The sequence below is a fragment of the Aliiglaciecola lipolytica genome (assembly GCF_018860635.1).
Taxonomy (GTDB): domain Bacteria; phylum Pseudomonadota; class Gammaproteobacteria; order Enterobacterales; family Alteromonadaceae; genus Aliiglaciecola; species Aliiglaciecola lipolytica_A.
Genome location: NZ_JAHKPT010000035.1, coordinates 418,628 through 432,599 on the forward strand (window position 1 = coordinate 418,628; position 13,972 = coordinate 432,599).

The window sequence follows — 13,972 nt, forward strand, 5'->3', positions numbered from 1 at the left end:
CGCATCTTTTTAATGGTAATCGAGTTGCCAAAATAAGTCGCTTAATGCTTTGTCACCACCATGGAGTTGGTTGGTGCCTTCGTTTTTATTAAGCGCATAGGCTATATTATCAATGTGTATTTGAGCGTTACTTAATCTGTTTGCATAAGGCCCGGCTACAGAACCCAAGTAAAACGGATCGCTCAAATAGTCATTAATATTAGCGTAGCCAAGTATGATATTGCGCTTTTTATTATCAACATGGGTAACCCAGCTGGTAAGCCGGGCACCGTAGTTAATAATAGAAATAGTGTCGTTTGCCTCATTACTTAGTGTGTATTGAACAATTGAAGTTGTCATGGTTTTCACTTTTTTCTAATTATTCATTCTGGCCTTTTTTATTTCTTCTTTTACGATTGGGTAAAGGTCGTATGTTGGATAAAACTCAGTGCTGTAGGCTTTCCAACCATAACGTTCTATTGATAAGTTTACTTTTGGTAATAGCGCTGCTGGGAAACGTAATGTCACTACTTGCCCTATGCCCATCATTACTTTCCAAGATTCTACCGTTGCGCCCTCTGGCGGGAAGTGTTTGTAAAAGTTAGCGTCGTTGAGTATTTGTTTTATTTCAGGGAGGTTTTTTGATTGGTCGTGCTTTAAAAAAATCGTTAGCATTAATTCATCATTTTGGGTGTCATTTGCCCATGTATTAAAACTAGTACTAGCACTAAAGAGCATAATTAATAGTAAGTATTTCATAATTCACCTTTGTTATTTAACTATGAAAATGCGCCGAGTTTTGGGAGGCTTAGCGCATTAATTGGACAAAATTTGTTATTAAGTGTTGGCTTTTATTAACGCCTGCGCGGTACTCACTACATTTTGGGTGGTAAAGCCAAAGTGCGCTAATAACACGTTACCTGGCGCCGACTCACCAAAGGTGCTCATACCAATCACTTTGCCTTGTAAGCCAACATATTTAAACCAGAAATCTTGGTGTGATGTTTCAATTGCAATGCGGTTTACTACCGAATTTGGTAATACACTTTGCTTGTAATCATCTGATTGCTGATCAAACAAGGTCGTGCTTGGCATTGAAACTACACGTACTGCAACACCTTGAGTTGTGAGCTCTTTTGCGGCTTGTATTGCTAAATCAACCTCAGATCCCGTTGCAATTAAAATAAGCTCAGGCGCTTTACTACTATCGCTAAGTATATAGCCGCCTTTTTCTATGTCGTTAATTTGCTGAGCTGTACGTGGCTGGTGGTTTAGCCCTTGGCGACTAAAAATAAGTGCTGTAGGTTGTTGCTGATTTTGTATTGCGTTTTTCCACGAAACGGCGGTTTCTACCGCATCACATGGGCGCCATGTTACAAGGTTTGGCGTCATACGCAGATTGGCTAGTTGCTCAATAGGTTGGTGAGTTGGACCGTCTTCACCTTGGCCAATCGAGTCATGAGTATACACAAATATATTTTGAATACCCATGAGTGCCGACATTCTTACTGCGTTACGGGCATATTCCATAAACATTAAAAATGTTGCACCGTAATTAATAAAGCCAGAGTGCAGAGATATGCCATTCATAATGCCGCTCATACCAAATTCGCGCACACCATAAAACAGGTAATTACCGCTGGCGTCATCTGCGCTTATGCCTTTAGAGCCAGACCAAAGTGTTAAGTTAGAACCGGCTAAATCGGCAGAGCCACCCAGTAACTCTGGTAAATACGGGGCAAAGGCTTCAATAGTGTTTTGCGATGCTTTACGGGTGGCAATGTTGGCCGCGTCTTTATTGCATTGTGCAATATAGTTATTTGCAATGTCTTCAAAGTTTTCAGGCAGAGTACGTTTAATAACGCGGCGCTCAAATTCTTTGGCAAGCTCAGGGTAGCGGCTGGCGTAATCGCTAAACAGTTGCTGCCATTGCTGTTGTTTTTCATCACCGCTTTTTTTTGCGTCCCAATGGGCGTAAATATCATCGCTGATACTAAATGCTTCACGTGGTAGATTTAAAAATTTGCGCGCAGCCGCTATTTCATCATTACCCAGTGGCGAGCCATGGCAATCGTGCGAGCCTGATTTATTTGGTGAGCCATAACCAATCACAGTTTTACAACAAAGTAGGGTGGGTTTATCGCTTACTTGTTTAGCTTGTGAAATGGCGTTAGCTATTTGCTCAGGGTCGTGTCCGTCAATATCTGTTATTACATGCCAGCCATAAGCATCAAAGCGTTTCGCTGTATCGTCGGTAAACCAGCCTTCTACGTGACCGTCGATGGATATGCCATTATCATCCCAAAAGGCAATAAGTTTACCTAGGCCTAATGTGCCTGCAAGCGAACATGCTTCGTGCGATATGCCTTCCATTAAACAGCCATCGCCCATAAAACAGTAAGTGTAATGATCTACTATATCAAAACTCTCTTTGTTAAATTGTGCGGCGAGGGCTTTTTCGGCAATAGCCATGCCCACTGCATTTGATACACCTGCGCCAAGCGGGCCTGTTGTTGTTTCAACACCTGGGGTATAACCGTATTCAGGGTGACCTGGGGTTTTTGAATGCATTTGCCTAAATTGTTTAAGCTCGCTTAGTGGTAGTTCGTACCCACTTAAATGCAATAAAGAATAAATAAGCATAGATCCGTGACCGTTACTGAGTACAAAGCGGTCTCGGTTTGGCCAATTTGGATCGTTTGGATTGTGGTTTAAAAAGTCGTTCCACAGTACTTCGGCTATATCGGCCATACCCATCGGTGCGCCCGGATGCCCTGAGTTTGCTTGCTGGACCGCATCCATGCTGAGTGCGCGAATGGCATTTGCAAAGGGGGCACGAGAAGAAAGCTGAGTCATATATTACCTTAAATATCATTAAAAAAGCCTGCGCGTAATTGGGCAGGCTTATAGGGATTTAGTTTAGTAAGTCTTCAACCAACTTAGCTAAAATACGCTGGTCTTTAGCAAAGTTACGAATACCTTCACCGAGCTTTTCACTGGCCATAGCATCTTCGTTGTGCTGCCATAAAAACTGCTGATGGGTAAGCTCGGTTATTTCACTTCGCGGTGCTTTTGTAATGTTTGCAGCGTCAAGCTTAGTAACCAGTTCACCTTCTTGGCTTTGTAAACTATTTAACAGTGCTGGCGATATAGTCAGTAAATCGCAGCCAGCAAGTTCGATTATTTCTTCAATGTTTCTAAAGCTTGCGCCCATTACCACGGTTTTATAATCGTATTTTTTGTAGTACTGATAAATACCCGTAACCGATTGCACACCGGGATCTTCGTTTGGGGTGTAGTTTTTGTTTTCATGGGCTTTATACCAATCAAGAATACGACCAACAAACGGTGATATAAGCGTTACATTTGCTTGTGCACAGGCGATTGCCTGAGCCATAGAAAAAAGCAGCGTTAAGTTACACTTAATACCTTCTTTTTCTAGTTCCTCAGCGGCTTTAATACCTTCCCATGTTGAAGCAAGCTTAATAAGAACGCGGTCTTTTGAAATACCGGCATGCTCGTAAAGCGAAATGAGTTTACGCCCTTTGGCTATACTAGCTTGGGTATCAAAGGATAAACGCGCATCTACTTCACTTGATATACGCCCTGGTATCACTTTTAATATTTCACAACCGAAATTAACAATTAGTTGGTCGCAAATTGCGTCAACGTCATTGCCAGCTTTTTTAATTGCATCATCAATTAAATGTTTATACTGAGGTAATTTTGCAGCTTGTAAAATTAATGATGGGTTAGTTGTGGCGTCAACTGGTTGTAAGGCTTTGATTGACTCTACATCACCACTGTCGGCAACGACTGTGGTTACTTTTTTGAGTTGTTCTAACAAATTCATAATGATGTACGCCTTGGCTTTAAAGCCAAGGCGATGTCCTTAAACGTAGCGGTTAACAATATTCTCAAGTAGTTCCTGACGACCAGAAACTTGCTTAGGATCGATATTTTTTTCGTGTACTAGCGCGGCAAGGCTATCTAGTGACTGTTCGCCTTTAAGAATGCTTTGACCTAGGTCGTCTTTCCAACCTGCGTAGCGTTTTTCAACAAAATCAATGAGTTCGCCACCTTCAAGCATAGCTGCTGCATTGAGTAATGCTTTAGCCATCGTATCCATACCGCCAATGTGACCAATAAATAAGTCATCGCGTTCACATGATTGACGACGTAGCTTAGTATCAAAGTTAAAGCCACCGGTCGTTAAACCACCTATTTTTAAAATTTCGTACATAACGAGCGTACATTCTGCTACATCATTAGGGAATTGGTCTGTATCCCAACCGTTTTGCATGTCGCCACGGTTAGCATCAATGCTACCCATAATGCCTTCGGCACATGCAACTGCAATTTCGTGGTGGAAACTATGACCTGCGAGTGTTGCATGGTTCGCTTCAATGTTTACTTTAATTTCGTCTTGTAATCCGTGCTTATATAAAAATCCTGCAACTGTTGCAGTATCGTAATCGTACTGATGCTTAGTTGGTTCTTGTGGTTTTGGTTCAATTAGTAATGTGCCTTTAAAACCAATTTTTTTCTTGTGCTCAACAACCATTTTTAAGAAGCGTGCGTACTGTTCGCTTTCTTGTGCAAGATCTGTATTTAGTAGCGTATCGTAACCTTCACGCCCCCCCCAAAGTACATAGTTTTCACCGCCTAAACGATGGGTAACTTCCATAGCATGTTTCACCTGCGCTGCTGCGTATGCATAAGTGTCTGGGTTTGGGTTAGTTGCTCCACCAGCACAAAAACGCTTGTTTGAGAATAAGTTAGCAGTACCCCAAAGTAGTTTTACACCGGTACGTTGCATTTCTTTTTCAATAATGTTTGCTATGTGCGTTACGTTATCGTGGCTTTCTTGCAATGTTGCACCTTCAGGGGCAATATCAACATCATGAAAACAAAAGTAAGGTACGCCTAGTTTTTCATAAAATTCAAAGGCTACTTTTACTTTTTGTTCTGCAAGTTCAAGTTGATTGCCCACAGGTTGGATCCAAGGACGATCGAACGTACCTTCACCAAAAATATCAAATCCCGTAGAACAAAAGTTATGCCAGTAACAGGCTGCAAAACGTAAATGTTCTTTCATTGTTTTGCCAAGAACGACTTTGTTTTCGTCGTAATAACGAAATGCAAATGGGTTTTTAGAGTTTTCACCCTCAAATTTTATTTTTTCAACGTTAGTAAAAAATTGCTCGCTCATAATGTGCTCCATTAATCTTAAATTATTGTATTAAAAATATGCTTTTACACTTTGATAAAGTGCTTTGTATGTTTTGTATTGCTGTGTGTAAAAATCTTGCATAACTGTATCTGGCTCGATGGTTTTCGTTACTTTTCCATTTACACATACTTGTTGTGCAGGGATTTGTTCTACCCCTATTCGAGCAAGTCTCGCAGCGCCAAATGCTGGGCCAACTTCTGAGCTTTCTCGGTAAATTAGCGGACGGTTTAGTACGCTTGCGATGATTTTTCCCCATAGAGGGCTCTTCGCACCACCTCCGATGACAGTGACATCATCAATTTGTGCGCCAGCATCAAGCAGTACTTGCTGGCCATCGGCAAAGGCAAAAGCGACGCCTTCTAAAACTGCACGGCCAAGGACGGCGGCATCGGTATCACTGTCTAAACCAAAAAACACGCCTTTAGCTTCAGGGTTATTATGGGGGGTACGCTCGCCTGCTAAATATGGTAAAAATATCACTGAACTTGGTTTGCTAAAGTCACATTTGCTAACTTGTTCAAGCAGTGCGCTTTCGCTTTCAAAATTGGTTAATTTAGTTACCCAGGTTAAACAGCTTGCTGCGCTTAACACCACTGACATTTGGTGCCAAGTGTTTGCAATGCAATGGCAAAAAGTATGTACTGCGCCCTCTGGGTTAGGCAGATATCTTTCGTTGGCGACAAAGTAAACGCCCGAAGTACCTAATGATAGAAATGCTTTATTTGGCGTAATAACACCTACACCCGCCGCACCCGCAGCATTATCGCCACCACCGGCAATCACAGGCACTTGTTGCATGCCCCATTTAGCCGCAACGTCAGCTGTTAACGTGCCGGTAATTTCTGTGCCTTCAAAAAGAGTAGGCATGTGTTGTTCGGTTAAGCCGGTTGCAGTAAGCATTTTTTCTGACCATGCTCTTTTTTCAACATCTAGCCACAGTGTTCCTGCAGAGTCAGACATATCTGATGCAAAATCGCCAGTCATTAAAAAGCGTAGATAGTCTTTTGGCAGTAATACTTTAGCGACTTTTGCAAAGTTTTCAGGCTCATACTCTTTTAACCACACCAATTTAGGCGCAGTAAAACCTGGCATTGCAATGTTGCCAGTAATGCTTCGAGAGTTGGGTTCGCGTTTTTCAAGTTCTAAGCATTGTGATGCACTGCGTCCGTCGTTCCATAGAATGGCAGGGCGGATAACTTTATTGTCTTTATCAAGTAACGTAGCGCCATGCATTTGACCAGAAAGCCCAATCGCTTTTACGGATTGTAGTAGTGCAGAGTGAGTATTTTTGAGCTCCTCAATAGCGGTGCATGTAGCAAGCCACCAATCCGCAGGATTTTGCTCAGAAAATAGTGGTGCAGGGCGTGAAACGCTCAAAGATCCGCTCGCTTGAGCAAGTAAACGGTCTTGCTCGTCTAAAATAATTACTTTTACACCCGAAGTGCCTAAATCGATACCAAGGAACATAAATTGTTATACTCAAATGTTGTTGTATTGTTAGCGCTAACATTAATGATTTGGTATTGTTAAGTCAAGCTGGTTTTTTAAACTGGCGATAACAATTTATTTTCAATGGTTGTGTGATTATTAAGGTTAACTTAAATTTCTTTTTAAGATCATAAGGAAACAGTATGAAAAAAATAAACTGGGGTATTATTGGCTGCGGTCGAATTGCTTCACAATTTTGTGAAGACTTAGCACATACCAACAGCGGAGTTGCGTATGCCGTTGCCGCAAGAAGTGGGAATGATGCAAATGCATTTGCTAGTAAGTATGGGGCAACACATGCTTATGAAGGATATCAGACGTTATTTGACGATAAAGATGTTGATGTAGTTTACATTGCGACACCACATAACTTTCATTTCGAAAATGCCAGTGATGCCATTAAGGCAGGCAAACATGTATTGTGCGAGAAGCCCATTACGGTTTCGGTTGATGAGTGTAAGCAGCTGTCTATATTGGCTAAAAAGCACGACGTATTTTTAATGGAAGCCATGTGGACGTACTTTTTACCTGCAATGCAAAAAGCAAAACAATGGGTAGAGCAAGGGAGGATTGGCACGATTAAGCATGTAAAAGCTGACTTTGGTTACCCTGTCCCTTTTAATCCCGACGGGCGTGAATATAATCCTGAATTAGCTGGCGGGTGCTTACTTGATATGGGAATTTACCCGCTCGCGATTGCCAATTACTTTTTAAATAGCGACCTTGAAAATTTGCACGTAAGAGCGAATATTCGATACAAAGGCGTGGAAGATGATGTACTTATTACCGCCAATTGTGGTGATGTAATGGTGAGCTTAGCAACGTCATTTCAATGCCGGTTAGGAAATAGCGCGTATATTATTGGCGATAAAGGCTATATAAAAATACCCGATGCGTTTAGAGCTTACGAGTGCTCATTGTATGAGCTTGATGATTTAATTGAGCATTTTGAAGATGGCAGGCAGTCCCAAGGTTATAGCTTTGAAGCCCAAGAAGTTGGGCGCTTACTGAGTGAAAATAAACGAGAGAGTGATATTATGAGTCACTCTCAAAGTTTACTTTTACAATCGCAAATGGAACGCATTAAAGCGTTGTTCTAAATAAGTCATTAGACTGAACTGGCGGTGATTTATTCGCCGCTAGGTTCGTCATAATTGAAAAATGAAAAGTGTGCTTCTTTATTTTGCCCCGATAAATCTTGGCATGCCATTCCTACAAATGCCCCTGTAAAGCAGGGGCGATACCCTTGCGGTGATTGCTGTACGTAATCGTCAGATAAAATACTGCCATCGAGCGTAGGGCCAAATTTTATCCAGCAATTTTCCTCAATGGCATAGTAAAACTGCAGTTGCGCCCCATTAAAATCAGCTTTTAAATATATAGGTCCATCAGTGTTTAGTTTAAGCGGCGCAATCGGTGTGCTTGTTTGATATTTATCGCAGCTTATTATATTTAAATAACGCGGTGAGGTTTCATCGCCCACATCGCCGCCACAGATATGCAAATAGTAGTAATGTGCGGTGTTGTAATAACACGCCAACCCCGCCATTTGCTGAAAACTTGTCGGCATAAAATCAACATGCGTTGTGCTAATTGTATGATGAGCCTGCACACGTCGAGCAATAAAACTTTGCTGGTGTAATGAGCTTAGAGATTCTTTTCCCACTAGAGTGAGCGATGATTTTTGGGCATTTTTATATACCCAACTCTTGCACATGGGTATGCGCAATGATTGAAAATCAACAGTAAGCTCATTTTTGCTAAAATCAATATGTCTACTAGGTTGAGGCTGTGGATTTAGTGTTAAGCCTTCAACAGGTACCTGCAACCTAGGGGCTTTGTTTGCGTGTTTTGCGGTGGGCCAACCATCGTCATTCCAAATTATTTGCTCAATCCCTGTTTCACGACCTGTAATACAGCGACCGCGCTCAGACAGCGGTCTTGAGGTTAAAAATACCGTGTACCAATCACCGTTCTGTGTTTGAAAAAAGTCGCCATGGCCACATTTTTGTAGCGGATTACTAGGCTCATTAACTGCTGTGATAACTGGGTTATGCGGATGTACGTCGTATGGGCCAAATACGTTTTTAGAACGCGCCACGCTAATACAGTGCTCGTACCCGGTGCCGCCTTCAGCAGTGATCAAATAGTAGTAATCATCGCGTTTTAAAATGTGCGGACCTTCGGTACAGCCAAGCTCTGTGCCGGCAAAAATGAGCTTAACGTCGCCAACTAATTTATTCGTTTCTAAACAAAGCTCTTGCATAACTATACCACCAAAAAATGCGTTGCTGCGGTGATCAACCAGCATGTTTAATAAATAGCTTTTGCCGTCATCATCATGAAAAATAGATGGATCAAAACCACTTGAGTTTAAGTAAGTAGCCTGAGACCATTTGCCGGTTATATCGTCGGTTGATACAAAGTAATTAGGGGTGTCTTTCCACGGACCATCAAAACTTTTTACATTGGTATACACTAAATAAAATCGGCCATTAGTATAGCTAAGTTGTGGTGCCCACACGCCGCATGAGTCGGGTACTCCGCGCATGTCGAGTTGCTCAATCGAATTAAGCGCTTGGCCTATAATTCGCCAATTTACTAAATCGGTAGAGTGATGAATTTGCACACCACCAAACCATTCAAATGTTGAGGTAGCAATGTAATAGTCGTCATTAACTCTGACAATGTTGGGATCTGGGTTAAAGCCTCTTAGTATTGGGTTTTGCAACATGCTCATGGTATCGACCTTTTAAGTTTTTATTTATTAAGTCTCAATAGTATTATTTTATTGTTAGCGCTAACATTTTCGGTGTAGTATTGGACTTTGTCAATAAGTAATCATTTCAAGAATGCTGTAAACAGGTTCAAGCTTTGCAATTAGGTATAATGGAAAATTAAGAAAGTTAAATATAACAATCAAATGATTGTGAATAGGTAATAGTAAACATGGCTGATCATAAAAGAGCAAGAATTCAAGATGTAGCCGAGCAGGCTGGTGTATCAATGATGACAGTTTCGCGCGTGCTCAATCAAGACAAAAAAGTAAGCGTTAAAACCCGCGAAAAAGTAATGGCTGTTGTTGAGCAATTAAATTATCGGCCAAATGTGTCAGCAAGACGACTTGCAAGTACTAAATCTTTCTTTTTAGGGCTTTTATACGACAACCCAAGTGATACTTATATTAGCCAATTTTTGTTAGCAGCATTAAAAAAATGCCGAACTTTAGGTTATCACCTTGTGGTTGACGAAGCCCATGCTGAGATTAATAAAACCATTGAGTCGGTCAAGCAACTTATTGATGTAACTCAAGTTGATGGCATGATTTTACTGCCACCTATGTGCGATAATGAAGCGGTTTTAGATGTACTCACAAAAGCAAAGGTTCCGTTTATAAGAATAACCCCGGATACTAAATTAAATCGTTCTCCTTATATATGCATGGATGATTATCAAGCTGCATTTGATGTGACAGAACACTTAATAAATCAAGGACATAGCAAAATAGCACACATTATTGGCGACGCTAAACAAGGTGTGAGCCGTTTACGTTATCAAGGTTATTTAGATGCGCTGCGCTCTAACCAAATAATTACGCCACCAGAGTATATAGAACAGGGCAGTTTTACCTATCAATCGGGTATGGAAGCAGCGGTGAAGTTACTTTCACTAGACGATAAGCCTACCGCTATTTTTGCAGCGAATGATGATATGGCAGCAGCTGTTATTTCAATTGCACAAAAGCAAGGTATTAATATTCCTGATGAACTTTCGGTCGTTGGTTTTGATGATACACAACTTGCAACCGTTGTATGGCCAAATATCTCTACAGTAAAACAGCCCATTAACGAAATGGCTGAGCTGTCTATTACTCTGCTCGCATCTGGGCAGTATAACGACTTAAGTAATGTAAAAAGCTTAGATTTAAGACATATTTTAGATTTTGAACTAATAGAAAGAGAATCCAGCTCAATAAACAACAATTGAAAGAGAAATATGTGCAAAGTTTTGAGCTGCAAAATCTATATAAAATAACAACAACACACAATATGGATACTTATAAACGACAAAGACAATGTGCTGTTATTAGTGTGTTTTTTTGTCGTAACCATTAGTAGCGCGAAATCAGCGAAGACGAGTTACCTCAGGAGCAAACTTACCTAGATGATTTGTACCATCGTGGCTCAGAACATGCCCACTATGACTACAAAGATGCCCGCAATCGATTTAAAGCGCTTTAGCTTTTTATAAGGTAAGCCTTGCATATTTGAAAACCACAGAGCGGTTTTGGTTTTTACGGCAAAATCCGCCGTAAAAACAACGGAATTTAAAAAAATTGTCAATGTATATGTTTACTATTGTGGATTTGTGGTAAATATATATGTATACAAATTGGTGGTCGAAGTATACATTTAAGTTGACTTTGGTGGGTGGCTGGTATATAAATATGTTGACTGAAATATCGTCATCGTAAACATAAAGGTCGACAATGAGTATAGAGAAGATAGTTGCTAAGCAATATCGAGATAAAGTTAACCAAGCTGTAAAACAGTTTGGTGACTTCTCTATACATCCACAAGAAGGATGGCTAAGAACCGTTAGAACGGCACTAGGCATGTCAGGTACTCAATTGGCAAAGCGGCTTGGTGTTACCAAGGCTAGAGTGTCAAAAGCAGAACATGACGAACCTTCAGGTAGTGTAACATTGAAGACAATGCAAAGCATGGCAGAGGCTATGGATTGTAAGTTTGTATATGCGGTCGTGCCAAATGAAGATGTAGAGGCAATCATCCAGCAACGGGCAAAGAGGAAAGCTCGGTTGCAGGTAAAAGCAGCCTCTACACATATGGCGCTGGAAGCACAGTCACTGAACAAAGAACAACTTGAATTCGAGATTGAACGAATTGCAGCACAAATCATTGATAAGATGCCGTCAGATTTTTGGAATGATGAATGAGCGATGATCATTCCAAATTTGGGGAATACCCAGAAGGCGCGACGCCTCTAGATCCAGATGAGCTTGCAGGCCTTCGTTTTAAGCATGTTTCGACCAGAGGTGAGCTTGACCAACTGGAACAAGCCGGTATCACAGACGGTATCAAATGGTTGGCCAAGCAGAAAAAGCCTGATGTATTATCGGAAGCTTTTGTTTGTGAACTACACAGAAAGTTATTTGATAGCGTTTGGTTTTGGGCGGGTACGTTCCGCCGTGTTGAAAAAAATATTGGTGTTGACCCGATTCAGGTGGCCGTTCAGTTAAGACAATTATTGGATGATGCAAAATATTGGATCGAACATGGATCCTATGAGCCCAAAGAACTGGCCGCAAGGTTTCATCATAAATTGGTCTATATCCATCCGTTCCCTAATGGTAACGGTCGTCATGCCCGAATCATGGCTGATGCGATATTAACTAAACTATTAAATGAGCCTGCCATTGATTGGGCGGGTAATTACAGGCTGGAAGCCATGAATGAACGCCGCAATGAATATATTGCAGCGCTTCGAGCCGCCGATGGGCATGAGTTCAGTCCATTACTTAAGTTTGTCGGCGCTTGAAAAAATGCTGGATCTTGATAAATAACTATCAACCTCCAGATCACAAGCCACCTTCTAGCAAGATATTGAGGGGGAATAACGTGTGTAAATTTAGGTGTATATAAGGGTTTTTTGGGTATGAGTGGTAGCAATTTTATCAATGAAATCAATAAGCGAAGAACTTTCGCTATCATCTCGCACCCGGATGCGGGTAAAACCACGATCACTGAAAAAGTGCTTTTGTTTGGAAATGCTTTGCAAAAAGCAGGAACCGTCAAAGGCAAAAAATCCGGTCAGCACGCTAAGTCTGATTGGATGGAAATGGAAAAAGAGCGGGGTATCTCCGTTACTACTTCAGTGATGCAATTTCCGTATAAAGAGCATTTGGTAAATTTGTTGGATACGCCTGGGCACGAAGACTTCTCAGAAGATACTTACCGAACTCTGACGGCTGTAGATTCTTGCTTGATGGTTATAGATGCAGCCAAAGGTGTTGAAGCAAGAACTATCAAACTTATGGAGGTAACGCGTTTACGTGATACCCCAATCATTACGTTTGTAAATAAGTTGGATAGGGATACACGCGATCCTATCGACCTGTTAGACGAAATCGAAGATGTAATGAAAATTAAATGCGCACCTATTACTTGGCCAATAGGCATGGGCAAAGAATTCAAAGGTGTCTACCACTTGCTTAGAGATGAAACCATTCTTTACCAAACGGGAATGGGTCACACTATCCAAGAAGAACGGATTATCAAAGGTATTGATAATCCGTTGTTAGACGAAGCCATTGGTAGTTATGCAGAAGAACTACGTGAAATGTTGGATTTAGTAAAAGGCGCTTCACATGAATTTGATATGCAAGAGTTTTTAGATGGCGAACTGACACCGGTTTATTTTGGTACAGCTCTAGGTAATTTTGGTGTTGATCATATGTTGGATGGGTTGGTTGAATGGGCGCCCAAACCCCAGGGCAGGGAGTCTAATAATGGACTTGTACCCTCTGAGCAAAATAAATTCAGTGGTTTTGTGTTTAAAATTCAAGCCAATATGGATCCTAAACATCGAGATCGTATTGCATTTTGTCGCATTGTTTCTGGTAAATACGAAAAAGGCATGAAAATGCATCAAACTCGAATTGGCAAAGATGTACGTATATCTGATGCGCTTACATTCTTGGCCGGTGATCGCGCATTGCTAGAAGAAGCCTACGCTGGTGATATTATCGGGTTACATAATCACGGTTCGATTCAAATTGGTGATACTTTTACCTGGGGTGAAAAATTTCGGTTTGCGGGTATTCCTAATTTCGCACCAGAGTTATTTAAACGCATTCGCTTAAAAGATCCATTGAAGCAGAAACAGCTACAAAAGGGCCTAATTCAATTATCCGAAGAGGGCGCTGTGCAGGTATTTAGACCATTAGTGAACAATGATCTAATTGTAGGTGCTGTTGGGGTTTTGCAATTTGATGTGGTCGTGGCGCGTTTAAAAGCCGAATATAATGTAGACGCATTATATGAGCATGTAAATGTCAGTACAGCCCGTTGGGTTTACAGTAAAGATGCTAAAAAGCTGGATGAATTTAGGCGTAAAGCAGAAATCAATTTAGCCCTAGATGGTGGCGACAACCTGACATATATCGCTCCTACTATGGTGAATTTGAATTTGTCTCGCGAACGCTATCCTGAAATCGAATTTCATACTACTCGTGAACACTAATACTTATAA

At 41.2% G+C, this 13,972-nt stretch carries 12 protein-coding genes and 1 pseudogene; 6 read left to right on the plus strand and 7 right to left on the minus strand.

Translation table 11 applies throughout. The annotated features are described in order from the left end of the window. Window positions 1-9: 9 nt before the first annotated feature. The 6 genes from KO530_RS22060 to xylB all read right to left on the minus strand — a co-directional run bounded on the left by KO530_RS22060 (window position 10) and on the right by xylB (window position 6,679). Window positions 10-339, minus strand: a complete 330-nt coding sequence (locus KO530_RS22060; protein ID WP_252729374.1) for a hypothetical protein — start codon at window positions 337-339, stop codon at window positions 10-12. A 15-nt stretch (window positions 340-354) separates the two neighbouring features. After that, window positions 355-738 (minus strand): hypothetical protein, encoded by a 384-nt coding sequence (locus tag KO530_RS19800; RefSeq protein WP_216050180.1) that lies wholly within the window; start codon window positions 736-738, stop codon window positions 355-357. A gap of 78 nt (window positions 739-816) precedes the next feature. After that, on the minus strand, window positions 817-2,835 hold the full coding sequence (tkt, locus tag KO530_RS19805) for a transketolase (protein ID WP_216050181.1): 2,019 nt from the start codon (window positions 2,833-2,835) through the stop codon (window positions 817-819). Between the two features lie 58 nt (window positions 2,836-2,893). Next, window positions 2,894-3,832, minus strand: coding sequence for a transaldolase (tal, locus tag KO530_RS19810; protein WP_216050182.1), 939 nt, complete (start codon window positions 3,830-3,832; stop codon window positions 2,894-2,896). Between the two features lie 39 nt (window positions 3,833-3,871). Continuing rightward, window positions 3,872-5,191, minus strand: coding sequence for a xylose isomerase (gene xylA / locus KO530_RS19815; RefSeq protein WP_216050183.1), 1,320 nt, complete (start codon window positions 5,189-5,191; stop codon window positions 3,872-3,874). Between the two features lie 30 nt (window positions 5,192-5,221). Beyond that, window positions 5,222-6,679 (minus strand): xylulokinase, encoded by a 1,458-nt coding sequence (gene xylB / locus KO530_RS19820; protein WP_216050184.1) that lies wholly within the window; start codon window positions 6,677-6,679, stop codon window positions 5,222-5,224. A gap of 164 nt (window positions 6,680-6,843) precedes the next feature. Here xylB and KO530_RS19825 point away from each other — a divergent pair, with 164 nt between their 5' ends. After that, a complete protein-coding gene (locus KO530_RS19825; RefSeq protein WP_216050185.1) occupies window positions 6,844-7,800 on the plus strand; it encodes a Gfo/Idh/MocA family protein in 957 nt (318 codons plus the stop codon). 29 nt (window positions 7,801-7,829) lie between these two features. On the opposite strand, the gene KO530_RS19830 is transcribed toward KO530_RS19825, so the two are convergent. After that, on the minus strand, window positions 7,830-9,440 hold the full coding sequence (locus KO530_RS19830) for a glycoside hydrolase family 43 protein (protein WP_216050186.1): 1,611 nt from the start codon (window positions 9,438-9,440) through the stop codon (window positions 7,830-7,832). Between the two features lie 209 nt (window positions 9,441-9,649). On the opposite strand from KO530_RS19830, the gene KO530_RS19835 reads away from it, so the two are divergent. The 5 genes and pseudogenes from KO530_RS19835 (at window position 9,650) to prfC (ending at window position 13,963) form a co-directional block, all read left to right on the plus strand. Next, window positions 9,650-10,687, plus strand: coding sequence for a LacI family DNA-binding transcriptional regulator (locus tag KO530_RS19835; protein ID WP_216050187.1), 1,038 nt, complete (start codon window positions 9,650-9,652; stop codon window positions 10,685-10,687). A 131-nt stretch (window positions 10,688-10,818) separates the two neighbouring features. Next, window positions 10,819-10,941, plus strand: a pseudogene (locus tag KO530_RS19840) (DNA polymerase III subunit epsilon); the annotation flags it as partial. 248 nt (window positions 10,942-11,189) lie between these two features. Continuing rightward, complete coding sequence (locus KO530_RS19845) at window positions 11,190-11,657, plus strand: mobile mystery protein A (protein ID WP_216050188.1); 468 nt, start codon at window positions 11,190-11,192, stop codon at window positions 11,655-11,657. Further along, window positions 11,654-12,259 (plus strand): mobile mystery protein B, encoded by a 606-nt coding sequence (locus KO530_RS19850; protein ID WP_216050189.1) that lies wholly within the window; start codon window positions 11,654-11,656, stop codon window positions 12,257-12,259. Before KO530_RS19845 ends, KO530_RS19850 begins: the two co-directional genes overlap by 4 nt. A gap of 117 nt (window positions 12,260-12,376) precedes the next feature. Further along, window positions 12,377-13,963 carry a peptide chain release factor 3 gene (prfC, locus tag KO530_RS19855; protein WP_216050190.1) on the plus strand — a complete coding sequence of 529 codons (1,587 nt, stop codon included), beginning with the start codon at window positions 12,377-12,379 and terminating at the stop codon, window positions 13,961-13,963. Window positions 13,964-13,972: the final 9 nt, after the last annotated feature.